General features: G+C 65.3%; 19 protein-coding genes. 10 read left to right on the top strand and 9 right to left on the bottom strand.

The window, feature by feature from the left end; translation table 11 throughout:
• Nucleotides 1–6: 6 nt before the first annotated feature.
• The 4 genes from fdxA to U5S82_04825 all read right to left on the bottom strand — a co-directional run bounded on the left by fdxA (nt 7) and on the right by U5S82_04825 (nt 3,796).
• Nucleotides 7–330 (bottom strand): ferredoxin FdxA, encoded by a 324-nt coding sequence (gene fdxA, locus U5S82_04840; GenBank protein MDZ7750986.1) that lies wholly within the window; start codon nt 328–330, stop codon nt 7–9.
• 102 nt (nt 331–432) lie between these two features.
• Nucleotides 433–780: an SET domain-containing protein gene (locus U5S82_04835; protein MDZ7750985.1), complete on the bottom strand. Its 348-nt coding sequence runs from the start codon at nt 778–780 to the stop codon at nt 433–435.
• Between the two features lie 196 nt (nt 781–976).
• The gene (locus tag U5S82_04830; GenBank protein MDZ7750984.1) at nt 977–2,239 is read right to left on the bottom strand and encodes a hemolysin family protein; all 1,263 of its coding nucleotides are present in this window, start codon (nt 2,237–2,239) and stop codon (nt 977–979) included.
• 42 nt (nt 2,240–2,281) lie between these two features.
• Nucleotides 2,282–3,796: a hemolysin family protein gene (locus U5S82_04825; GenBank protein MDZ7750983.1), complete on the bottom strand. Its 1,515-nt coding sequence runs from the start codon at nt 3,794–3,796 to the stop codon at nt 2,282–2,284.
• A gap of 298 nt (nt 3,797–4,094) precedes the next feature.
• Here U5S82_04825 and ppk1 point away from each other — a divergent pair, with 298 nt between their 5' ends.
• The 8 genes from ppk1 (at nt 4,095) to U5S82_04785 (ending at nt 16,503) form a co-directional block, all read left to right on the top strand.
• The gene (gene ppk1, locus U5S82_04820) at nt 4,095–6,332 is read left to right on the top strand and encodes a polyphosphate kinase 1 (GenBank protein MDZ7750982.1); all 2,238 of its coding nucleotides are present in this window, start codon (nt 4,095–4,097) and stop codon (nt 6,330–6,332) included.
• A gap of 281 nt (nt 6,333–6,613) precedes the next feature.
• Nucleotides 6,614–7,579, top strand: coding sequence for a phosphate ABC transporter substrate-binding protein PstS family protein (locus U5S82_04815; protein MDZ7750981.1), 966 nt, complete (start codon nt 6,614–6,616; stop codon nt 7,577–7,579).
• Nucleotides 7,580–7,729: 150 nt separating this feature from the next.
• The gene (locus U5S82_04810; protein MDZ7750980.1) at nt 7,730–10,360 is read left to right on the top strand and encodes an ABC transporter permease subunit; all 2,631 of its coding nucleotides are present in this window, start codon (nt 7,730–7,732) and stop codon (nt 10,358–10,360) included.
• 62 nt (nt 10,361–10,422) lie between these two features.
• Entirely contained in the window at nt 10,423–12,117 is a 1,695-nt protein-coding gene (gene pstA / locus U5S82_04805; protein ID MDZ7750979.1) for a phosphate ABC transporter permease PstA, read from the top strand.
• Between the two features lie 26 nt (nt 12,118–12,143).
• Entirely contained in the window at nt 12,144–12,968 is an 825-nt protein-coding gene (pstB, locus tag U5S82_04800) for a phosphate ABC transporter ATP-binding protein PstB (protein MDZ7750978.1), read from the top strand.
• 76 nt (nt 12,969–13,044) lie between these two features.
• The gene (locus U5S82_04795) at nt 13,045–13,749 is read left to right on the top strand and encodes a hypothetical protein (GenBank protein ID MDZ7750977.1); all 705 of its coding nucleotides are present in this window, start codon (nt 13,045–13,047) and stop codon (nt 13,747–13,749) included.
• Between the two features lie 100 nt (nt 13,750–13,849).
• Nucleotides 13,850–14,581 carry a phosphate signaling complex protein PhoU gene (gene phoU / locus U5S82_04790; protein MDZ7750976.1) on the top strand — a complete coding sequence of 244 codons (732 nt, stop codon included), beginning with the start codon at nt 13,850–13,852 and terminating at the stop codon, nt 14,579–14,581.
• A gap of 740 nt (nt 14,582–15,321) precedes the next feature.
• On the top strand, nt 15,322–16,503 hold the full coding sequence (locus tag U5S82_04785) for an AAA family ATPase (protein ID MDZ7750975.1): 1,182 nt from the start codon (nt 15,322–15,324) through the stop codon (nt 16,501–16,503).
• Nucleotides 16,504–16,616: 113 nt separating this feature from the next.
• On the opposite strand, the gene U5S82_04780 is transcribed toward U5S82_04785, so the two are convergent.
• The 5 genes from U5S82_04780 to U5S82_04760 form a co-directional block, all read right to left on the bottom strand.
• Nucleotides 16,617–16,997: a c-type cytochrome domain-containing protein gene (locus U5S82_04780; GenBank protein ID MDZ7750974.1), complete on the bottom strand. Its 381-nt coding sequence runs from the start codon at nt 16,995–16,997 to the stop codon at nt 16,617–16,619.
• A 190-nt stretch (nt 16,998–17,187) separates the two neighbouring features.
• On the bottom strand, nt 17,188–17,628 hold the full coding sequence (locus U5S82_04775) for a nitrous oxide-stimulated promoter family protein (protein MDZ7750973.1): 441 nt from the start codon (nt 17,626–17,628) through the stop codon (nt 17,188–17,190).
• A gap of 112 nt (nt 17,629–17,740) precedes the next feature.
• A complete protein-coding gene (mutS, locus tag U5S82_04770; GenBank protein MDZ7750972.1) occupies nt 17,741–20,308 on the bottom strand; it encodes a DNA mismatch repair protein MutS in 2,568 nt (855 codons plus the stop codon).
• 291 nt (nt 20,309–20,599) lie between these two features.
• A complete protein-coding gene (locus U5S82_04765) occupies nt 20,600–20,791 on the bottom strand; it encodes a hypothetical protein (protein ID MDZ7750971.1) in 192 nt (63 codons plus the stop codon).
• Complete coding sequence (locus U5S82_04760) at nt 20,788–20,934, bottom strand: hypothetical protein (GenBank protein ID MDZ7750970.1); 147 nt, start codon at nt 20,932–20,934, stop codon at nt 20,788–20,790. The genes U5S82_04765 and U5S82_04760 overlap by 4 nt, the downstream gene beginning before the upstream one ends.
• A 72-nt stretch (nt 20,935–21,006) precedes the next feature.
• On the opposite strand from U5S82_04760, the gene U5S82_04755 reads away from it, so the two are divergent.
• Nucleotides 21,007–22,065: a Fic family protein gene (locus U5S82_04755; protein MDZ7750969.1), complete on the top strand. Its 1,059-nt coding sequence runs from the start codon at nt 21,007–21,009 to the stop codon at nt 22,063–22,065.
• Nucleotides 22,066–22,326: 261 nt separating this feature from the next.
• Nucleotides 22,327–24,279: a molecular chaperone HtpG gene (htpG, locus tag U5S82_04750; GenBank protein ID MDZ7750968.1), complete on the top strand. Its 1,953-nt coding sequence runs from the start codon at nt 22,327–22,329 to the stop codon at nt 24,277–24,279.
• The last annotated feature ends 120 nt before the right edge of the window (nt 24,280–24,399 follow it).

Below are 24,399 nucleotides of genomic sequence, written 5' to 3'. Positions count from 1 at the left end.
GTGGGGTCAGCGTTCCAGGTACTGGAGCTTGTTCTCCTTGCCGTCCCACTCATCGGCGTCGGGGGGCGCGTCCTTCTTTTCCGTGATGATCGGCCATTCCCGCGACAGCTCGGCGTTGAGTTCGATGAATTCCTCCTGACCCGGTGGTACATCGTCCTCCGAGACGATGGCGCCGATGGGGCATTCCGGCTCGCACAGGGTGCAGTCGATGCATTCATCCGGGTCGATGACCAGGAAATTGGCCCCCTCGTGGAAACAGTCCACGGGACACACCTCCACGCAATCCGTGTATTTGCAGCGGATGCAGTTGTCGAGCACGACGTAGGTCATAGGAAACTCCGGATCAGCGGTTGATAAAAGGGCACGGCGGAGCGGCTGTATGGGAGCCTTGGGGGCCCGGATGGCCGGGAAGGGTGATGCGGGTCGATCATGCTACGCCTCCTCCTCCACGCCGTTGTAATCGATAGTGATCTCCTCGTCCGGTTCGATGGTACGCAGGGCATACAGGTCGAAACCGTCGAATTCGGCCAGGGGCTCGTCATCGTGGTTGAGGTAGCGCAGGAGATTGAATCCCCGCCGCCCCACGGGCTCCTGCCCCTCCTCGAATACCCACAGCACGTGGCTGCCGTTACGCTTGGCCTCGGGGCCCTGGTAGGTGCCGATGTAATCGCCTTTGGGGATACGCCGGCGGGCGAACAGCCCCTTGCCATGAATGGGCGAGGGCGCCATGTAGACCAGCGCCCTGAGCTCTCGATTGTCCATGGTCAGGTCCTGGGTCATGTCCTGGGTCACCTCGGGGTCATCCGGGCCCTGGGCCCGCAGCCGTGGGCGCGACCCGCCGACCCCTATAGTGCCTCACGCCACGGCATCGGGCCACTCCGCGTGCCGCTCGGGGCAGGAATTTTCCCACCTTCATGCGCTGTTTTCACCCGCGAAAGGGATGGTGTTATCCCGCCCGCCCCGGCGTCCCGCGTCCCTACACTGCCTGCTCCACCCGCAGCTTGATGAGGGAACGCTCCGTGGCCTGCTCCACGGTGATGCGGTAACCGGCCTCGACGATGGACTCCCCTTCTCGGGGGATGCGTTTGAGGCGCGCCATCACCAGCCCTCCCAGGGTGTGGGACTCGTTGGCCGGCAGGGAGATGCCCAGCACCTCGTTGACCTCGGAGATGGGCATGCGGGAATCCATGCGGTAGGCATCGTCGCCGAGGGTCTCGTAGATGCGCTTCGGCTTCGGCAGGTATTCCTCGAAGTCGAGACCCACGTCGATCTCCCCCACCACCTCCTCGAGGATGTCCTCGATGGTGATGATGCCCATTGCGGAGCCGAACTCGTCCACCACGATGGCCATGTGGTCGTCGCGCTTGCGCAGCACCGGCAGCAGCTCGTCGATGGGCTGGAAGGGGGTGACGTAGTGGGCCGGGCGAATGAGGTCCGTGAGGGGCTTGTCCGATAATTCGGGGTCCAGGAGATCCCAGGTGGTGATGGTGACGATGCCGACGATGTTGCTGATGTTGCGCTTGAACACCGGCAGCCGGTTGAAGCCGCGCCGGCGCACCAGCCGGATGGCCTCCTTGGTGGTGCGGTCGCGGTTGATGGCCGTGATCTCGGCGATGGGCACCATGGCCTCGCCCACCGTGGTCTCGGAGAAACGGATGACCCGCTTGATGCGCTGGCGGTCGAAGACGTCCACGTTGGCGCCCCGTTCCGCCATCTCCACCACCATGCGGATCTGCTCCTTGGTCATGAACACGTTCTGTTCGCTCCTCCCCGCGCCCACCAGGCGCGCCACCAGGCGGGCGATGCGCGAGAAGGTGAAGATCACGGGATAGAAGAGAATGGTGAAGGCGCGCAGTGGATAGATGATGACGGGTGCGAGGGCGTCGGACTTCTGCTGGAACACGCTTTTCGGCACGATCTCACCCAGCACCAGGAACAGGGGGGTATAGACCAGGAAGGCGTAGAGGTCGCCGCGCTCGCCGAAGTGGCGGATCATCAGCATGGTGCCGAGGGCGGTGAGGATGACGGTGGAGATGTTGGTGCCTACCAGGGTGGTGCCCAGCAGCAGGTCAGGGGTCTTGAAGAGCTTCACCGCCATGCGGGCGCCCTTGTGGCCCTGGTTGGCCCGGTGATGCAGCTTCAGCTTATCGGCGTTCACCAGGGCGATCTCGGAACCCGAGAAGAAGCCCTTGACGAGCAGTAGCGCCACCATCACCAGGATGATCAGCAGCAGGTCCATGATTCTCTCCTGGGTGAATACTTCATCATTTATCCCAGCCTCTTACGCGCCGCTATCGGATCGCTTCTCGACATTGTCACTGTCCCTGTCGTCGGGGGGCATCTCGTCGTTCCAGGCCTGTTCCGCTACCTCGTGATCCTCGGCGCCGAGGGCGGGACTCTCGGGCGGCGGCTCGCCGGCCCCCGCCTCGGTTGCCGGGGCTTCCTCGTCCGTCCAGTCGCCTCGCGCCACCCGCAGCTTGGCGATGCGGTGGGAGTCCATCTCCAGCACCGTCAGGCGTATGCCCTCCACGTTCACCGTGTCGCCGACCTGCGGCAGGCGGTCCAGGTGGCGGAAGGCCACGCCGCCGATGGTGGTCATGCGCGGATCCTCGATGCCGAAATTGGTGAGGTTGTTGAAGTCCGTCAGTTTCATGTCGCCGTCCACCTCGTAGACATTCTCGTCCCGCTCCTGGTAGTACTCCTGGCCGGTGACGTCGCCGGCGGTGTGGCCGAAGATGAAATTGATGACATCCGCCATGGTCACGAAGCCGTCCACGCCGCCGAACTCGTTCAGCACCACCGCCGCCCGGGCGTTCTTCTCCTGGAAGAAGTCGAACATCTCGTCCACCTTCTTGGTCAAGGGCACGACTACGGGGGGGCGCACGATATCGTCCACCGTGAGTTGGGACAGGTCGTCGTGCTTGAAGGTGAGGCGCACCACGTCCTCGGCATGGACGAAGCCGATGAGGTTGTCCCGATGGGTGCGGAATACCGGCACCCGGGAGTGGCGGTAGCGCTTGAACTGCTCCACCAGCTCGTCCACCGGGGCGTTGGCGTCGAGGAAGCGGGTGCGGGTGCGCGGCGTCATGATCTCGACGATCTCGGTGTCGCCGGCCTCCAGCAGGTTGTAGATCAGAGCCCGTTCGGTGGCGTTGAGGTCCCCCTCCTTGGCCACCTCTTCCACCAGGCTGCGGAACTCGTCCAGCTGGAGGATGTTCTCCGCCGCCTTCTCCGCCCCCACGATATAAGTGGTGATGCGGTCCGCCACGCCGCGGATGACCCAGCGCAGGGGGGATACTAGTCGCACCCACAGGTTCATGGGCGCGGCCACCACGTTGGTGCTGATGCGCACCGGGTTGGATACGGCGATGGTCTTGGGGGTCACCTCGCCGAACAGCAGCAGCAGGGGCACCATCACCAGGGTGGCCACCACCCCTGCCCGCTCGTCGCCGTAGAGGGTCACCAGGATCCCCGTCATGTTGGCGGTGGCGGCGATGTTGACCACCTCGTTGCCGGACAGGATGGAGATGATGAGACGCCGGGGCTGGTCCAGCAGGGCGTGGAGACTGTCGGCATGGCGGTTGCGCTCGCGCCGCAGCTTCTGCATGTCCAGGCGCGACAGGGCGAACAGGGCCGTCTCCGAGCCGGAGAAGAAGGCCGAGGCGATGAACAGCAGCACCTGCAGGGTGAGGCGAACGATCATGGCCGGCTCCGCCAGCAGGGCGGGGTCGAAGGCGAGGTAGACCAGCCCCTGATGCCAGTAGGCGGCGGCCTGTTGGGCGATGGACTCGAGCATGGTGGGGTGGTTTTCCGCTGCCCTTATTGCAGGCCTTATTCTAGTGGTCCCGGGGCATGGCGTCGTCGGCCGCTGAGCTGGAGCGGTGGTCCCGGTAAAACTGGTAGACTTTCAATGTAGTGGTAGGTGTCGGTGCCCACTCTACCAGAACGTGCCGCCGGCGGCGGCGGGCCTCCTTGCCACGGAGGTTCGGGTCGGCCCCCGGGAACATCCCGGGGCCATGGGCGCGATGGTAATCAAAATATGGCCGTGCCGCTCCACCCTATTGGATCGGCGGCGGCGCGGCGGAGCTGACCAGATGAATGTAGCGGACAATGGCCCAGGTAGCGAAGTGGTGAACGGTGAGGGCGGGGTTTCGGAGGCGCCGGGCGAGGGGCCGGAGCCGGCGCCTGGTTACGACCTCGACGCGCCGGAACTCTATCTCAACCGCGAGCTTACCTGGCTCGCCTTCAATGACCGGGTGCTTCACGAGGCCGAGGATCCCCGTAATCCGCTGCTGGAGCGGGTCAAGTTCCTGGCCATCGTGTCGGGTAACCTCGACGAGTTCTTCATGAAGCGCATCGGCGGCCTCAAGCAGGTGGAGGCGGCGGGTCTCAAAGAGGTGAGCGTGGATGGCCGCACCCCCACCGAGCAGATCACCGCCTGCCAGGAACTCATCCGCGTCATGATGGACCGCAAGGAGGCCGCCTTCGAGCATCTGACAGGCGAGCTGGCGGCCAACGGCATCCACGTCACCGCCTACACCAGCCTCAGCGGCGTTCAGCAGGAGCGCCTGCGCCAGGACTACATCAGCAACATCTTCCCCCTGGTGACGCCCCTGGCCATGGATCCCGGCCATCCTTTCCCCTTCATCTCCAATATGGCTCTCAATCTGCTGGTCACCCTGCGTTTCCCCGGCGAGGCCAGCCTGCGCATGGCGCGGGTCAAGGTGCCGGTGGGCAACGGCATTGCCCCCCGCTTCCTGAAAGTGGGTGAGGAGAACACCTTCGTGACCCTGGACGACGTCATGGTCCACAACCTGGACCTGCTGTTCCCGGGTATGGAAATCGAGACCTGCGAGCTGTTCCGGGTCACCCGCAACGCCAACGTGGAGATGGACGAGGACGAGGCCGACGACCTGCTGGAGATGATCGAGACGGAATTGCGGGAGCGCCACTTCGCCCCCACCGTGCGCCTCGAGGTGATGGAAGGCATGAGCCCCGTGCATCGGGGCATGCTGGCGGCGGAACTGGGTCTGGACGAGCATCGCGACGTCTTCGAGCTGTCGGGCATGATGGCCATGAAGGACCTGTTCGAGCTGGCGGGGCTGGACCGGCCGGAACTGAAGAACGCCCCCCATTACGCCATCGACACCCCGCGCCTCACCACCGGCCCCGCCAACATCTTCCACAACATCCGGGAAGGCGGCCCCATCCTGCTCCAGCACCCCTACGAGTCCTTCAGCACCTCGGTGGAGCGCTTTCTGCGGGAGGCCAGCATCGATCCCAAGGTGCTGGCCATCAAGATGACCCTCTATCGCACCACGGCCCAGGGCCAGGTGATCCAGTCCCTGGTGAAGGCGGCCCTCAACGGCAAGCAGGTGGCGGTGCTGGTGGAACTCAAGGCGCGCTTCGACGAGGCCGCCAACATCAGCTGGGCCCGGCGCCTGGAGCAGGCCGGGGTCCACGTCACCTACGGCGTGGTGGGCCTCAAGACCCACAGCAAGGTGGTGCTGGTGGTGCGCAAGGATTACAACGGCCTGCGCCGCTATGCCCACATCGGCACCGGCAACTACCACGCCGGCACCGCCCGGCTCTATTCTGACCTCGGCATGCTCACCGCCGACCAGGCCATCGGTGAGGATCTGACCGAGCTGTTCAACTATCTCACCGGCTACTCGCCGCCCCCCACCTACCGCAAGATCCTGGCGGCCCCCTACAAGCTCAAGCCCGCACTGCTGGACAAGATCGAGCGCGAGATCGAGCATGCCAGGGCCGGCCGCGAGGCCCTCATCCAGTTCAAGATGAACGCCCTGGAGGACCCGGACATTACCCGCGCCCTCTACAAGGCCTCGCGGGCCGGGGTGCGGGTGGACCTCATCGTGCGCGACACCTGCCGGCTGCGCCCCGGCATCCCGGGCCTGTCGGACAACGTGCGGGTGGTGAGCATCGTGGGGCGCTTCCTGGAGCACACCCGCATCTATTACTTCCGCAACAACGGCAACAAGGAGTTCTACATCGGCTCCGCCGATCTCATGCGCCGTAACCTGGAGAAGCGGGTGGAGGTGGTGGCGCCCGTGGACGTGCCCGAGTTGCAGGAGGATCTGCGCCTCATCCTCGACACCCAGCTCTCCGACCAGCGCAGCGCCTGGGAGATGCGCTCCGACGGCAGCTACGTCCAGCGCATGCCCCCGGAGGGCAAGGACGAGCGTGGCAGCCAGGAGATGCTCATCGAGATGGCCAACACCCGCATGGTGGCGGCGGCCAAGCACAAGCAGAACAAGGTGCGGCGCAAGCTGGTGAACCATTTCCGCAAGCGCCTCCGCAGTCATAGTTGAGACGCCGCCATGGTTTATACCCCGGCGAAGGGATGCCCGGCGCTGATTTCGGCCGTCGCAGGCCGATAATCCGTGTGTTTACAGGGCCCCGCGCGGGGCCGCCGGTGGGTTGGTTCGGGGTCTCGTGGGGACTCCCGGCCGCGCCACCGCAACCATGCAATCAAATTGTCACACAATGGCTTTAAAGTCTCGTCCAGTCGCAACGGCGATTCATCCTGCGGCGTCGCGAAAAGTGAAATCTCTTTGAAACTCATTCACTAACCTTGAAAGGACGAGACGTAATGAAAAAGCAACTCCTAGCCATGTCCGTGGGCCTCGCGCTGGCCATGCCGGCGACCGCGGTGGAAGTGGATCCCGCGCTGACGGATTACAAGCCGGTCAGCGGTGTCTCCGGCTCCCTCAAGTCCATCGGCTCCGACACCCTGAATAATCTCATGACCCTGTGGGCGGAGGGCTTCCTGGGCCAGTATCCCAACGTCAAGATCGAGATCGAGGGCAAGGGTTCATCCACCGCGCCGCCCGCCCTCATCGCCGGCACCGCCCAGTTCGGGCCCATGTCCCGCCCCATGAAATCCAAGGAAGAGGAGACGTTCGAGTCCAAGTACGGCTACAAGCCTAGCTCCATCCGCGGCGCGGTGGACGCACTCGCCGTCTACGTGCACAAGGACAACCCCCTCGAGTGCCTGTCCATGAAGCAGGTGGACGCGATCTTCTCCAAGACCCGCAATGGCGGCTACCCCAAGGACATCACCACCTGGGGCGACGTCGGGCTGAAGGGCGAGTGGGCCAGTATGCCCATCTCCCTATATGGCCGTAACTCCGCTTCCGGCACCTATGGCTACTACAAGAAGGTCGCCCTGTTCAACGGCGACTACAAGGATGAGGTGAAGGAGCAGCCGGGTTCGTCCACGGTGGTGCAGGGCGTGGCCTCCGACAAGGCAGGCGTCGGCTATTCCGGCGTGGGCTACAAGACCGCGGATGTGCGCTCAGTGCCGCTCAAGAGCAGCGCCGGCGGCGAGTGCTTCGATGCCAATGCCGAGAACGCCTACGCGGGTGACTATCCCATCTCGCGCTTCCTCTATGTCTACGTCAACAAGAATCCCAACGAGAGCCTGGACCCGCTGCGCGGCGAGTTCATCCGCTACATGCTCTCACGGGATGGGCAGCTGGACGTGATCAAGGACGGTTACTACCCGATCACCAAGGCCATCGCCGATGACGACCTCGAGGCCCTGGGCCTGAAGTAGGCCGACAACCTCGTGTTGGATACCGGGGCGGCGTCGCCGCCCCGGTTCAGTAAGGTTCTTCGAGTGGGGAGCGGGAAAGGTGCCGTACCACCGGCGTCTTTTACCGCTACCTATTTACTGCTCACAACCTAACCCCGGCGGAACCCGTATATGAGCACCACGACTCGACAATCCGACTCGGACAAGGCGGACCGCCGCAGCGCGGTCACTCAGCGCCGGCGGGACAAGAGCACCCGCAAATCCGTGCTGCTGATGGACCGCGCCGCCGGCTGGGGCATCACCATCGGCGGCCTGCTGGTGATCTTCGCCGTCATCGGCATCATGGTCTTCCTGGTCAAGGTGGCCCTGCCCCTAAGCGGCGGCGGCGATACCCTGGCCCATGCCGAGTACGAACTCCCGGCCAAGCGCACGCTGTGGCTCAACGCCGACGAGTACGGCACCCTGGGGGTGAGGGTGGCCGCGGATGGGGCCTACCGGGTGTTCCACCTCGCCAGCGGGCGTTTCGTCACCGCCGGACAACTGGATTTCGGTGGCCAGTCCGCCACCGCGGTGGGCGGCGTGGTGGAGCGTGACCAGGTGGCCTTCGCTTTCGCGGATGGCACCATCCGTTTCGCGGAACTGACCTTCGAGGTGGACATCCTGCGGCCGTCCGACGTGACGGCGGTGACCGAGGTGCTCGATCAGCGGGACCGTCTGGCGGGAGACGCGGTCTATTCCAGCCTGCCGGGCGACCAGCTGCGGCGGGTGCGCCTGCGCGCCGAGGTCCAGGAGCCGACGAAAGTAGTCGATGCCCCCATCGTGGCCGTTGCCTACCGGGTAGGCGGCACCGCCGAGCGACCCACCCGCTCCTTCGTGACCGTCGATGCCGAAGGCGTGGGCCGCCTCAGCCGCGCCACGGCCAAGCTCAACATCATGACCCGCAAGCTCACCACCAAGGTGCGCACCACGGAACTCCCGCCTCTGCCGGAAGGCACCCGGGTCACGGCGGTGGCCCTCAACACCCTGGCCGATACCGTGCTGGTGGCCTCAGATCGTGGCCGGCTGTATCGCTTCGATGCCCGTGATTTCAGCAACCCGGTGCTATCGGAGACCGTGGACGCCTTTCCCAGCGGGGCCACCGTGACGACCATGGACTACCTGGTGGGCGAGCAGGCCCTGGTGGTGGGTGGCAGCAACGGTGCCGTGCATGTCTACTTCAAGCTCAGCCCGGAGCAGGGGGCGGCGCCGGACGGCTACAAGCTGGTGCGGTCCCGGGTGCACGAGCCCCACGGCGCCGCCGTCACCGGCATCAGTGTCAGCCAGCGCAGCAAGACCCTCACCACCGAGGCCGCCAACGGCGAGGTGTGGGTGCGTCACTCCACCTCGGACCAGGTGCTGCTCCGATACGACCACGGGGGCGTGCAGGAGGGGTCGGCCCAGTTGCTGCTGCTGCCCCGGGTGGACGGCGTGGTGCGGGTCGCCGACAGCGGCGAGACGGATTACTGGTCCTTCTATTACCCCCATCCGGAAACCACCCTCGACGCCGTGTTCGGCAAGGTCTGGTACGAGGGTTACGAGGAGCCCACCTACACCTGGCAGTCGTCCTCCGGCACCGATGTCTTCGAGCCCAAGTATTCCCTGGTGCCGCTGATCTTCGGCACCCTCAAGGCCACCATCTACTCGCTGGTGTTCGCCATTCCCATCGGCCTGCTCGGTGCCATCTATACCTCGGAGTTCGTGCACCACCGGGTGCGCGCCACCGTCAAGCCCATGATGGAGACCATGGAGTCCATGCCCACGGTGGTGGTGGGCTTCATCGCCGCCCTGGTGCTGGCGCCCATCGTCGAGACCTGGATCGCGGCGGTGCTGTTGGCCTTCGTCGCTCTGCCCATGGGCTTGATGCTGGCCGCCTTCCTGTGGCAACTGCTGCCCCTGGACGTGGTCCTGAAGCTGGACGGGCTGCCCAAGTTCTTTCTCATGTTCGTGGTCATCGCCCTGTCCCTCTACGTGGCCTACGGGTTTGGCCCCGCCTTCGAGCGCGTGTTTTTCTATGACGACTTCATGGCCTGGACCAACGGCGATATCGGCACCGGCACACCCTTCATGTTCCTGGTGCTCCTGCCGGTGGGTTTCTTCGCCGCCAGATGGCTGGTCCAACGCGTCTTCGGTGATCGGCTGCGGAACTATCAGCGCGGGCTCACCAAGAGCCACGCCGGTGGCCTGGAGTTCCTGCGCTGGGTGGGGCTGCTCATCGGGGCGGTGGTATTGAGCCTGGCGACCGCCAGCATCTTGACCGCGGCAGGTTTCGACCCCCGCGGCGGCGTGGTGGATACCTACGTACAGCGCAACGCCCTGGTGGTGGGCTTCGTCATGGGTTTCGCTATCATCCCCACCATCTACAGCCTTTCCGAGGATGCCTTGAGCGCGGTGCCCAATCACGTGCGGTCCGCCAGCCTGGCGGCGGGGGCCACGCCCTGGCAGACTGCCATATGGGTGATCCTGCCCACGGCCCTGTCGGGGGTCTTTGCCGCCTGCATGATCGGCATGGGCCGCGCGGTCGGCGAGACCATGATCGTGCTCATGGCCGCGGGCAACACCCCGGTGCTGGACTGGAACATCTTCAACGGCCTGCGCACCCTGTCGGCGAACATCGCCGTGGAGCTGCCCGAGGCGCCCCAGGATGGCACGCATTATCGCATGCTGTTCCTGGCCGGCCTGACCCTGTTCGTCCTTACCTTCACCATCAACACCGTCGCGGAAACCATTCGCCAGCGTTTCCGCAAGCGTGCCTTCCAGCTCTAAGGGGTTAGCCCATGTCTGCCAATGTGAGTACTGTCAACGGGATGGCGCCTCAGGATGAGAGCGTGAGCGCGGCCTCCCGGCGCTACACCACGGACCTCAACGCCACCGGCGAGCCCTTCCTGTGGGGGCTCGGCGGGGCCCTGGCCCTGGGGGTCCTGCTGGTGGTGGGGTTCCTGGTGATGATCTTCTGGAACGGTGCCGCCACCTTCTGGCCCAAACCCATCCACGTGGTAACCCTGAATGATGGCGGCGTGGTGGCCGGCGAGCCTACCCGTGACAATGTCTTCCAGCCCGGCGCGGAATTGCTGGAGAAGCTCACGGAAGGAGACCGCGAGGCCATCGAGGCCAACAGCGGTTTCGCTCATCGGGTGCTCTATCGCACCGGCAACTACGACATCTATAACGAGGATTTCCGCTGGGTCTCGGATTTCGCGGTGGAGAAGGTCGAGACACCGTCGGACATGTACCTGTTCGAGCGCCAGGAGTGGGGGGTCTTCGTGGGGCGCATCGCCGGGGTCACCATCGACGGCAAGCAATATGACATCGGCGGGTACGGCTACGGGGCATTGCAGGAGCAGCAGACGGCCGCGCGGGAACGCTTTAATGAGATCCGCCACATCGAGCGGGAAGAGATCGGCGCCATCAACCATTACATCGAAGAGGCCCGCCTCGACCTCAAGCGTGTCGCCCTGGACCATGAGGAAGGCAGCGCCGAGTACCGGCAGGCCGAACGGGATACGGCCCAGCGTATCGCCGAACTCGAAAAAGAATACGAGGAACTGGCCGCGCGGGCCGACGCCATCAAGGAAGAGGACCGGCGCTACCGCATCACCCTGGAAGAGATCGGAGGACGCGAGAAGGAGCTGCCCCTGTCGCAGATCGTGCGTTTCTATCCCGCCAACGACCTGTCGGGCCTCGACAAGGCCGGTATCTATCTTTCCCGCTGGGGCGAGTTCCTCACCGCCGAGCCCCGCGAGGCCAACACCGAGGGCGGGGTGTTGCCCGCCATCTTCGGCACCGTGGCCATGACCCTCATCATGGTGATCTTCGTCGCCCCCCTGGGGGTGATCACGGCGCTGTATCTGCGCGAGTACGCCAAGCAGGGGCGGCTGGTGTCCATGGTGCGCATCTCGGTGAACAACCTCGCCGGCGTGCCCTCCATCGTCTATGGCGTGTTCGGTCTCGGCTTCTTCGCCTACACCCTCGGCGGCGGCATCGATGCCCTGTTCTTTCCCGAGCGCCTGCCCAGCCCCACCTTCGGTACCGGCGGCATCCTGTGGGCCTCCCTGACCCTGGCCCTGCTGACGGTGCCGGTGGTCATCGTGGCCAGCGAGGAGGCCCTGTCCGCCGTGCCACGCTCCATGCGCGAGGGCTCCCTGGCCTGTGGTGCGTCCACCTGGCAGACCCTGCGCTTCGTGGTGCTGCCGCGCGCCATGCCCGGCATCATGACCGGCCTCATCCTGGCCATGGCGCGGGGCGCCGGCGAGGTGGCGCCGTTGATGCTGGTGGGCGTGGTGAAACTGGCGCCGGAGTTGCCCATCGATGGCTTCTTCCCCTTCGTGCACCTGGAGCGCAGCTTCATGCACCTGGGCTTTCATATCTTCGATGTGGGCTTTCAGTCCCGCAATTCCGAGGCCGGCAAGCCCATGGTCTACGTGACCACCATGCTGTTGCTCGCCCTCATCGTGTTGATGAACGCATCGGCCATCTATATACGCAACCGCCTGAAGAAGAAATACGCCGGCGGTACCTTTTGATTACAGGCTAGACCGGGAGCATGACCATGAACGCAACCGCAGCAGCGGTTTCCACCGCCAGCGATGATACGGCCTATCACGTCCAGAAATCCGACCAGGGCGAGATCATCGATATCAGGGATTTCAACCTCTGGTATGGGGATGTGCAGGCCTTGTTCGACATCTCCATGGAAGTCCCCCGGGGGCTGGTGACGGCCCTCATCGGACCCTCCGGCTGTGGCAAGTCCACCCTGCTGCGGTGCATAAACCGCATGAACGACCTCATCGACGAGGTGCGGGTGGACGGTCGCATGGCGGTGGATGAGCGGGATATCTACAGTAAGGGGGTCGATGTCATCTCCCTGCGCAAGCGCATGGGGATGGTGTTCCAGAAGCCGAATCCCTTCGCCATGTCCATCTTCGATAACGTGGTCTACCCCCTGCGGGTGGACGGCATCACCAACCGGGCCGTCCTGGAGGAGACCTGCGAACGCGCCCTGCGCAGTGCCGCCCTGTGGGACGAGGCCAAGGACCGACTGCAGGAGAGCGCCCTGTCCATGTCCGGCGGCCAGCAGCAGCGCCTGTGCATCGCCCGCGCCATCGCCTCCGACCCCGAGGTGTTGCTCATGGACGAGCCGGCATCGGCCCTCGACCCCATCGCCACGGCCAAGATCGAGGAACTCATCGACGAACTCAAGGGCCAGTATTCCATCGTCATCGTCACCCACAACATGCAGCAGGCGGCTCGGGTCTCGGACAACACCGCCTTCATGTATCTGGGCAAGCTCATCGAGTACGGCGAAACGGATGTGTTGTTTACCAACCCCCAGAAGAAGCAGACCGAGGACTACGTCACCGGTCGCTTCGGCTGACGGGGGCGGTAGTCCGGCCCTCCCGGTCGGGGGCCTTCAAACGAGTGCTGATATCAACCTACCAGGAGACACCGAAATGACCTTCACACGCACGGCCCTCACGTTGCTCATTGCCGCCGCTATCACCGGCTGCAATGCCAATTCGGCCCCCAAGGAAGCGCCCAAGGCTACCCGTACGGATGCCGCCCACACCCAGGCGAGCGTCTCTTTCGACAAGCCCGGCTACGTCACCGAGGTCCACGACGGCCGTCTGTGGGTGTTCGAAGCCGATTCCAAGGCCTATAAGGACTTCAAGACCACGGGCGAGCCGTCCAAGATCGTCACCCGCATCGCCGCCGGCCCCAACGGCATGACCGTCCGCTCCACGGATGGCGCCGTCATCGACGGCTATCTCCTCAGCAAGCCGGGCTATGTGGCCGAGGTCCACGACGGCCGTTTGTGGGTGTTCGAAGCCGATTCCAAGGCCTATAAGGACTTCAAGACCACGGGCGAGCCGTCCAAGATCGTCACCCGCATCGCCGCCGGCCCCAACGGCATGACCGTCCGTTCCACGGAGGGCGCCATCATCGACGGCTATCTCCTCAGCAAGCCGGGCTATGTGGCCGAGGTCCACGACGGCCGTCTGTGGGTGTTCGAAGCCAATTCCAAGGCCTATAAGGACTTCAAGACCACGGGCGAGCCGTCCAAGATCGTCACCCGCATCGGCGCCGGACCCAACGGCATGACCATCCGCTCCACCGAGGCCGAGGTCATCGACGGCTACCTGGCGGCCAAGGGTTGAGGGCCTGCCGGGAACGGGGCGAGACCGCCCGCCGCGTTTCGGCCTCGCTTCCCGGCCCCGGCATCATGATTCCAGGCGTTTGCAACGGAGATTACACAGCATGAACGATATAGCGGGCGGACATACCATCAAGGGCTTCGACCAGGACCTCATGAACCTCCATTCGATGGTGATGGAGATGGGCGGTATCGTAGAGGATCAGCTGGCTCGGGCCATTCGTGCGCTGGACGACGAAGACCCCGGGGCGGCACGGGAGGTCATCGCCCGCGATCGCCTGGTCAATGACATGGACGTGCGCATCGACGAGGAACTGGTGACCACCATCGCCCGCCGGCAGCCGGTGGCGCGGGATCTGCGCAACCTCATGACCATGAACAAGACGGTGTCGGACCTCGAGCGCATCGGCGACGAGGCCCGTAAACTGGCTTCCCTGGTGGAGGAGATCTATGGCAGCCCCGCCGCCAGCCCCCCCAACTCGGGGCTGGTACACGACGTGCGGGGCATCGCCGTCTACGGCAAATCCATGCTCGACAACGTATTGGTCGCCTTCAACACCATGGATGTGAAGAAGGCGGTTGAGGTGATCCACCAGGACGAGCGCATCGAGGAGAAGTTCCGCGCCGCCCTGCGGCGCCTGGCCACCTATGTCCTCGAGGACTCCCGCACCGTGGGCTATTCTATCGATGCCGTGCTGGCCCTGCGGGCCCTGGAGCGCATCGGCGGCCACGCCAAGAATATCTCCGGCTATGTGATCTACCTCTCCACCGGTCGCGACGTGCGCCATGTAGAGCTGAGCACCATTCTCGACGAGGTCCTGAAGGAGTTGGATTAGTCTTCTTCATCCTCGCCCCCTTAAAAAGCGGGTCTCGCGCCCGCAGTTCCGGGCCCCGATGCCGGGGCCCGTGGCACGAATGTAGGTCGGGATTCATCCCGACATCCCGGCCAGATACGCCACCACCGCCCGTTCCCGGGGCACGGATGTAGGTCGGGATTCATCCCGACATGCCGGCCAGATACACCGCCACCGCCCGTTCCCGTGGCAGGAATGTAGGTCGGGATTCATCCCGACATCCCGGCCAAATACGCCGCTTCGGCACGAATGTAGATCGGGATTCATCCCGACATCCCGGCCAGATACACCGCCACCGCCCGTTCCCGTGGCACGAATGTAGGTCGGGATTCATCCCGACATCCAAACCCCGCCGCACGTACCACGGGCCGGGTCGGAACCCACCGCCGGCTGTCGGGCTGAAGCCCGACCTACCCCTCTGTCCTTCTCCCTAGAGAAAATGGGAAATGGGAAATGGGAAAAGATTACCCCGTGCGTCCGCTCTGCTGGCGCCGAAATGGTGGATTCGTTGCGCCTTTTCAAACGGCCACTCCTCCCTGACCTTCTCCTTTTTCGCGTCAGTTCGCGTCTTTCGCGGTTACGCTTTTTGTAGGTCGGGATTCATCCCGACATTCAAATTTTTATACGCTTCTGCGACGCCCCGTGCTGTGTCGCGGCCGTCTCCACGTTACAATCCCGGGAAAATGCGGCCCCCGGGCCGTGCCATCTGATCGGGACCCACCGTGGCCAAGACCCTCGTAGTCGACAAAGTCGAAGATACCCGCGTGCCTTTCCTGAGGGGGATCCTCACCCGTTCCCTCCAGGAGGTGGGGCTGGAGTTCAAGCACGCCTACGATTTCTCCTCGGCCATCCGCAACGAACTCTCCGGGGTCCCCGAGATCACCACCGTCGAGCTGCGGGAGCGGGTATACCGGGGGCTCTTGCGCACGGATCCCAGGGTGGCACGGGCCTATCGCATGCCGGCGGGTGTCCCGGCCCGGCCCATGATCCGTGACTTCGAGGGCCAGGTGCTGCCCTTCTCGGAACTCACCTACCGGCGCTCCCTGGAGGCCAGCGGCACGGACATGGAGACCGCCACCACCATGGCCCGCCAGCTGCTGGAGCATCTGCTGATGCGCCGCGAGGCCGTGATCCCCAGCGCCGTACTGGGGCGTCTCACCTACGGTTGGCTGCGGCGCACCCAGGGCGAGAAGATCGCCCGGCGCTACATGGTGTGGGTGGACTACCGCCAGCAGGGGCGCCCCCTGATCCTGCTGGTGGGGGGCACCCCCGGCTGCGGCAAGTCCACCGTGGTCGCTGAGCTGGCGAACCGCCTGGAGATCCAACGCATCCAGTCCACCGACATGCTGCGGGAGGTGATGCGCATGCTGATCCCGGAGCGCCTGCTGCCGGTGCTGCACCGCTCGTCCTTCAACGCCTGGCAGGCCCTGCCCACCGCCACCACCGCACGCCGGCCGGGCCCCGAGGCCATGGCCGACGGCTTCCGCAGTCAGGCCGAGCTGCTGGCGTTGCCCTGCGAGGCGGTAATCGACCGCGCCCTCAAGGAGCGCGTGTCCCTGATCCTCGAGGGAGTGCACATCGAGCCGAGCCTCCATCAGCGCATCGAGGCGCGGGGCGGCGCGGTGGTGGTGCCCCTGACCCTGGCGGTGTTCAAGTCCAAGCAGCTGCGTCGGCGTTTCGCCCGCCGTGGCCGCATCGCCGAGGAACGCCCGCCCGAACGCTACGAGCAGAACTTCGACGCCATCTGGGACCTCCAGTCCTACCTGCTGGACGAGGCCGACCGCTGCAACGTGCCCATCGTCAACAACGACGAGAAGGAACGCGCGGCACACGAGATCATGGGCATCGTGGTGGACGCCCTGGCCGAGGGCTTCGACAAGGCGCCGCGGGAGGTATTCCGCTAGCCTATTTGGGGTCAGAGTAAAAACTTCTAGCCTATTTGGGGTCAGAGTAAAAACTTCGAACGAAGTTTCGAAGTTTTTACTCTGACCCCAAATTGAATCGATGGGAAATTCCTTTAGTTGTTATTCGCCCCCTGGTCGATCCAGCGTTCGATGGTGGCCACCTCCTGCTCACTGAGTTCGCTATCGCCATGGGGCATGCGGATGGAGCGGTCGGCCTTCCCCGCCACCACAAGATACAATGTGCTCGAGATGGCGTTGCCCGGTTGGACCACGGGCCCGAGACGGGTGCCCCTCATAAGGGCGTCATAGTTCTCCAATACGAGCCCTGACTTTTCGGTGCCCTTGCCCCCTGGGGCATGGCAGTCTCCGCAACGCGCCTCGAGGATGGGTTTCACTTCCCGGCTGAAGCTCACCTCGGCATCTTCCGTCCCTCTGTCGCAGGCCGTCATGGCCAGGGCCGCCACTGGCAGGAGGATGATCGTGTTCCATTTCATGTTGGATCTCCGGTTTAAGAGTCGTGCACCACCCCGGAAGATCGGGGCTGGAGCGGTTTGTCATTCGTTACTTAAAAACCTTCTCGTCTCCAGGTCAAATTGAGATCACGCCCATATGAGTCCGCACCGACATGCGCGGGGCGATCTACATCGCGGTTCACATGCCCGATCATGGCCGATGAGGGGGCCGTCAGGCGGAGTCATCGCGGTCACGTTCTTTCCTTGGTCGCACCCGACTGCCCTTGGTGCCGAGCACCGGCGCGGGGCGGCGGGCGTCCAGGAGATGGTAGACGCTGAGGACGGGATGGCGCAGCACCATGCGGGGGCCGGCGTAGCGCATCACCTCTTTGACCCGTTCCCTCATGGTGGGACTGTAACAGTGGACCTGGCAGTGATTGCAGGCGGGTTTGGCCTCCTGGAATGGGCAGACCTCGAGGCGGCGGCGGGCGTAAGCCAGGAGTGTCCGGCAGGCCTCGCAGGGCACCGCGGAGGTGGCATGGTGGTGGCGGCAGTAGATGGCCACCATGGCCGAGATGGTACGTTTCTCCCGGGCGATACGCCGCCCCTCCGAAGCGCCTTTTGGGGCCGGACCGTGGTTTTGCGGTTTATCGCGGGTGGACACGGGCTTCATGTTCAGCACCGGCGGCTGGATTGTCGGACAAGGGGTGGGCTTGGGTGGGATTCACGCCGATGCGGTGTCCCGTTGCCTGCCCTTGGACCGCCATGGCGCCATCTCAGCCGATTCATTCCGGGCGACCGAGCAGGCCCTTCAGGCGGTACAGGGCCTCCAGGGCTTCCCGTGGGCTGAGGCTGTCGGGGTCGAGGGCGGCCAGGGCCTCGTGCAGGGGGTCCGCCGGCGCCTCGGGGGCCGGCCCCAGGGGCAGGGCGAGCTGGGGGCGGGCCTCGAAGGATGCCGCTTCGCGGTCCTCCAGGCGCCGCAGGTGGTCGCGGGCGCGGGCCAGCACGCTGGCGGGGACGCCTGCCAGGGCCGCCACCTGGAGGCCATAGCTCTGGCTGGCGGGGCCCTCGCGGACGGCATGCAGGAAGACGATGCGTTCGCCGTGCTCGGCGGCGTCGAGGTGGACGTTGGCCACCCCGGGTATCTCGTCGGCCAGGGTGGTGAGTTCGAAGAAGTGGGTGGCGAAGAGGGTGAAGGCACGGGTCTCCCGGGCCAGTTGCTCGGCGCAGGCCCAGGCCAGGGCGAGGCCGTCGAAGGTGCTGGTGCCGCGGCCGATCTCGTCCACCAGCACCAGGCTCTGGGGGCCGGCGTTGTGGAGGATGTTGGCGGTCTCGGTCATCTCCACCATGAAGGTGGAACGCCCGCCGGCGAGGTCGTCGCTGGCGCCGATGCGGGTGAAGATGCGGTCCACGGGTCCCATTATCGCGGACTCGGCGGGCACGTAGGCGCCGGCCGCGGCCAGCAGCGTGATGAGGGCGGTCTGGCGCATATAGGTGGACTTGCCCCCCATGTTGGGGCCCGTGATCACCAGCATGCGGCGGGCGTCCGTGAACTCCAGGTCATTGGGGATGAAGGGGGCCTCGAGCACCGCCTCCACCACCGGGTGGCGCCCGCCGCGGATGACAAGGCCGGGTTCATCCACCAACTGCGGTCGCACCAGATCCAGGGCCACGGCGCGTTCCGCCAGATTGGCCAGCACGTCCAGCTCCGCCATCGCCTCGGCCATGGCCTGCAGCGCGTCGAGGCGCCGGCCCAGGAGGTCGAGGAGTTCGCCGTAGAGGGACTTCTCCAGGGCCAGGGCCTTGTCACGGGCGCTCACCGCCTGCTCCTCGAAGGCCTTGAGTTCGGCGGTGACGAAGCGCTCCGCCCCCTTCAGGGTCTGGCGCCGGGTGTAGTCCGCGGGGGCGTGGTCGCTGTGGCCGCGGGAGAGTTCGATGTAGTAGCCGTGGACCCGGTTGTAGCCCACCTTGAGGCTGGCGATCCCAGTGCGCGCGCGCTCCCGGGTCTCCAGTTCCTTTAAGAAAGTATCCGAGTCGGCGCCGATGGCGCGCAGCTCGTCGAGGCGCGGGTGGTAGCCGGCGGCGATGACGCCGCCGTCGCGGATGACCGCCGGCGGTTGTTCCACCAGGCCCCGCTCCAGCAGGTCCTGTTCCGGGTCCAGGCCCTCGAGCTGCGGCCCCAGGGCCTGGAGACGGGGGCTGTCCAGTCCGGCCAGGACGGCAGTCAGGGCGGGCAGGGTGGCGAGGCCGTGGCGCAGGTGTACCAGGTCCCGGGGCCGCGCCGAGCCCAGGGCCACCCGGGCGAGGATGCGCTCGATGTCGCCCATGCCCTTGAGGTGGGTCCCCAGGGTCTCGTGGCGGCCGCCGTCCATGAGGGCGCCGATGGCCTGGTGGCGCAGGCCCACGGTATCCCGGCGGCGCAGGGGGCGGTGCAGCCAGCGCCGCAGCAGGCGGCTGCCCATGGCGGTGGCGGTGCGATCCATCACCGCCGCCAGGGTGTTGTCGGTGCCGCCGCCCAGGTTGCGGTCGATCTCCAGGTTGCGGCGGGTGGCGCCGTCCAGCATCACCGCCTCGTCACGCTGTTCCACCGTCAGGGTGCGGATATGGGGCAACACGCTCCTCTGGGTCTCGGCGGCGTAGTGGAGCAGGCAGCCGGCGGCGCCGAGGGCAGGGTGATCGGGGGTACAGCCGAAGCCGGCCAGATCGTGGGTGCCCAATTGCTCCGTGAGCAGGCGCACGGCCGTGGCCCGGTCGAAATGCCACGGCGCCTGGCGCCGCAGGGCGCCGTGGCCGCGGGCCGGGGGGGGCGGGTCGCGGTCATCGGGCACCAGCAACTCGGCGGGCCGCAGGCGTTCCAGTTCCGCCGCCAGGGCCGATTCGTCCGCCACTTCGAGCAGGGTGAAGCGCCCTGCCGCCAGGTCCAGCATGGCGATGCCGAAGCCGTCACCCGCTTGCAGGGCCACCAGCAGGTTGTCCCGGGCCTCGTCCAGCAGGGCCTCGTCCGTGAGGGTGCCGGGGGTGACGATGCGGGTGACCCGGCGCTCCACCGGGCCCTTGCCGGGCATGGGCTCCCCCATCTGCTCGCAGATCACCACCGATTCCCCCAGCCTCACCAGTCGTGCCAGGTACTGCTCCACGGCGTGATAGGGCACGCCGGCCATGGGGATGGGCGCTCCGGCCGACTGGCCGCGGGCGGTGAGGGTGATGTCCAGCAGATCGGCGGCGCGCTTCGCGTCGTCGAAGAACAGCTCGTAGAAGTCGCCCATGCGGTAGAACAACAGGGTGTCGGGATGTTCCGCCTTGATGCCGAGATATTGCTGCATCATGGGGGTGTGTTTAAGTTCTTGACTCATAACGCGAATTGTACCGAACCCATGAAGAAAGCGCAGCGATATGAGGCGCGTTAATGGCCACTCAGACTGCCCCACCACCCGGCAACAGTTTTTACCCATCCCTTGGTGGCCGTCAGGCCATTGAAACCCAAATCTTCCACCCTTTCGCCGGTCGGGGAAACGCCGGCCCCAGCGCGGACTGGGCAACCATGTCCTCCTCGGCCTGCCAAGGAGCGAGGTGGGTGCCAGGGAGATAGAAGACCTGCTGGGACGCATCTTCCGCTGGACTGCCCCGGGAACGACCGGAACGGATCAAACCTGGCGCCAGGGCCGGCTGTTCTCCTGCACCCACTCGGCCAACGTCACCTCTTCGAGTTCGCCGCCGGCCAGCAGTTGGAGGGTCACCACGGCTTCCGTCTCGGTGGCCGTCAGTTCCTGGCCGTTCAACTGCAGGAAGACGTGCATGGCGCTGACTGGTGCCTTCGACAGCCAGCGAGGGCTCAACGGGCGAGTTCGTGCAGGGCGTTCCGGTACTTGCGGCGGGTGCGCTCGAAGGCCTCCATGGTGGCGGAGAACTCCGGGTCGTAAGGCGTCAGGCTGAAGCTGCCGTCCTCGTTGCGCACCAGGGTCAGGGTATCGGCCGCCATATAATGGAGGTAAATGGATGGGAAAATGGGTGGTGGACGGCCATGATGAATCGGATGAAAATGGAGGGCTAAATGGATAACCGCCTGAAAACAATAACGATACGGATCACCCCCGCGATTTTGAGGGCGATCGCGGAGATCGATGAGTTCAAGGGCGCCTGGCAGGCGCTCGGGCGGCTTGCGCCTGAGCGTCTGAATCGGCTACGGCACGTCGCCACCGTTGAGAGCATCGGCTCGTCGACGCGCATCGAAGGGGCGAAGCTCAGCGATCAGGAAGTCGACCGTCTGCTCTCCCGGATCGACATCCAGACGTTCGGAACGCGCGATGAACAAGAGGCGGCGGGTTACGCGGCCGTGATGGAGACGGTGTTTGCCAACCACGAGGCCATCGACCTGACGGAAAACCACATCCGGCAGCTCCACCGTGATCTTCTTCAGTATGCCTCCAAAGACGAGCGCCACCGGGGCGAATACAAAACGCTCGATAACCACGTCGAGGCGTTCGGGCCGGACGGCGAATCTCTCGGAGTCATCTTCGAGACCGCAACGCCCTTCGAAACGCCGGCCCGGATGGAAGGCCTCGTTGCCTGGACCCGGCAGGCTCTACACCAAGGCGCCCTTCACCCCCTCATGGTTATCGCCGTCTTTGTCGTTGTCTTCCTTGCAATCCATCCATTCCAGGACGGCAACGGTCGCCTTGCCCGCGTGTTGACAACCCTGCTCCTGCTAAGAGCCGGTTACCGCTACGTGCCTTACTCTTCGCTCGAAGGCGTTATCGAGCGCAGCAAGGATCAGTATTACCGCGCCCTCCGCCGCACGCAGGTCACGTTGCGGACGACCGAACCTGACTGGCAGCCATGGATCGAGTACTTGCTGTCGGCCTTGCGCTCTCAGAAACACGCGCTGGAAGAGAAGATTCGGCGCGAGCGCATCATCCTGGGTTCCCGGCCGCGGCTCTCCATCCAGATCCTTGAGATCGCCCGCGACCACGGCTGCGTCACCGTCGCTGAAGCCGTGAAGCTCACCGGGGCCAACCGCAACACCGTCAAGGACCACATCAAGGCCCTGGCCGCAGCGGGTCATCTCCAGCGGCATGGGGCAGGCCGGGGAACCTGGTATAGCGCCGCGTGATCTGAAGAATGGTTCTGGGCCTGGGAATCGTTATCTCATTCCTACACAGGCCGTGCGAAGGTGTGCGCCCGTGTCTCATGGAGATATGGAGCGCGGTGTCAGTGGCGGCCCGGGTCATGGGGCACCGAGTAACCCGGGCCGGCGGGGCTTTCGGAGCCCTGCACGGTGGCGGCGAGGTTGAAAAATTGCCTCGACATCCCCATCGTCTGGGTTCCAAACCCTTTCAACCAGTCACGGAATCATAACGGTAGCCGTCCAGCCATGTCAGAAACCAACGCAACCATCGACTCTCACAAGGAGACCCTGGGCTTCCAGGCCGAGGTCAGGCAACTCCTCAATCTGGTCATCAACTCCCTCTACAGCAACAAGGAGATCTTCCTGCGCGAGCTCATCTCCAACGCCTCCGATGCCGCCGACAAGCTGCGCTTCGAGGCCCTGGCCGATGATGCCCTTTACGAAGGAGAAGGGGATCTCGGCATACGCATCACCTTCGACAAGGCGGCCCGCACCGTCACCGTGAGCGACAACGGCATCGGCATGAGCCGCCAGGAGGTGCTGGAGAACCTGGGCACCATCGCCCGCTCGGGTACCCGCCAGTTCTTCGAGGCCCTCACCGGTGACCAGTCCAAGGACAGCCGCCTCATCGGCCAGTTCGGCGTGGGTTTCTATTCCAGCTTCATCGTCGCCGACCGCGTCACCGTGGAGACCCGGCGCGCCGGCCTCGCCCCCGAGCACGGGGTGCGCTGGGAATCGGCGGGCGAGGGCGAGTACACCATCGAGACCATCCACCGTGAGGGGCGCGGCACCGACGTCACCCTGCACCTCAGGGAGGACCAGGAGGAGTTCGCCGACGGCTGGCGGCTGCGCGGCATCGTGCGGCGCTTCTCGGATCACATCTCCCTGCCCATCGAGATGGAGAAGGAGCAGCCCCCGGCCGCCGAGGGCGAGGAGCAGGCGCAACCCGCCAGCCCCGAGTTCGAGGTGGTGAACCGGGCCACCGCTCTGTGGGCGCGGTCCAAGGCGGAGATCACGGACGACGAGTATAAGGAGTTCTACAAGCACGTGGCCCACGACTTCGAGGACCCCCTGGCATGGTCCCACAACCAGGTGGAGGGGACGCTGGAGTACACGTCGCTGCTCTATATCCCGGCCCGGGCCCCCTTCGACCTGTGGGATCGCAACGCCCGCCACGGCGTCAAGCTCTACGTGCGGCGGGTGTTCGTGATGGACGACGCGGAGCAGCTCATGCCGGCCTACCTGCGCTTCGTGCGCGGTATCGTCGATTCGGCGGACCTGCCCCTCAATATCTCCCGGGAGATCCTCCAGCAGAACCGCCAGATCGACGCCATGCGCAGTGGCTCGGTCAAGAAGGTGCTGGGCATGCTGGAGCACATGGCGGCCCACGAGCCCGAGCAGTACCAGAAGTTCTGGGGCGAGTTCGGCCGCGTGCTGAAGGAGGGCATCATCGAGGACATGCCCAACCGCGAGCGCATCGCCGCCCTGGTACGCTTCGCCTCCACCCACAGCGACGACGACGAGCAGACGGCGTCCCTGGCCGACTACGTGGGCCGCATGAAGGAGGGCCAGCAGCACATCTACTACGTCACCGCCGATTCGCCGGCGGCGGCCCGCAACGTGCCCCACCTGGAGGTGTTCGCCGACAAGGGGGTGGAGGTGCTGCTGCTCACGGACAACGTGGACGAGTGGGTCACCGGCCACCTGGACGAGTTCGACGGCAAGTCCCTCAAGTCCATCACCAAGGGCGAGCTGGACCTGGGCGAGCTGGCGGGTGGGGAGGAGGCAAAAGACGAGGCCGCGGACAAGCCCGACGACGAGGCCCACAAGCCCCTGCTGGAGCGTCTCAAGACCACCCTGGCGGACGAGGTGCAGGAGGTGCGGGCCACCCGGCGCCTCACCCGTTCCCCGGCCTGCCTGGTGGCGGGCGACTACGAGATGGGAGCCCACATGGAGCGCATCCTCGAGGCCGCGGGCCAGCCCATCCACCACTCCAAGCCCATATTCGAGGTGAATCCGGACCATCCCCTGGTGCGCCGCATGGCCGACGAGCAGGACGAGGAGCAGTTCGCCGACTGGGCCCGCATCCTGTTCGACCAGGCGGTGCTGGCCGAGGGGGCCAAGCCCCGGGACCCGGGGGCCTTCGTACGCCGCCTCAACGACATGATGATGAGGCTGGGCGGCGGGGGGCAGGCCTGACGGCCAGCTTCGCGGGCCTGCCGGCTGCTGCGGGCCCGGGTCGTCCGGACGCCGCCCGCGGTGCTATTGAGCCCCGCGTTGCTATCGAGAGACGTCAGCGCCTCTCGTACTCCGCCGACA

It is taken from the genome of Gammaproteobacteria bacterium (assembly GCA_034522055.1).
Classification (GTDB): domain Bacteria; phylum Pseudomonadota; class Gammaproteobacteria; order JAABTG01; family JAABTG01; genus JAABTG01.
Note: the sequence above shows the minus strand (reverse complement) of the source record. Positions and strands in the feature narration are given on the sequence as shown.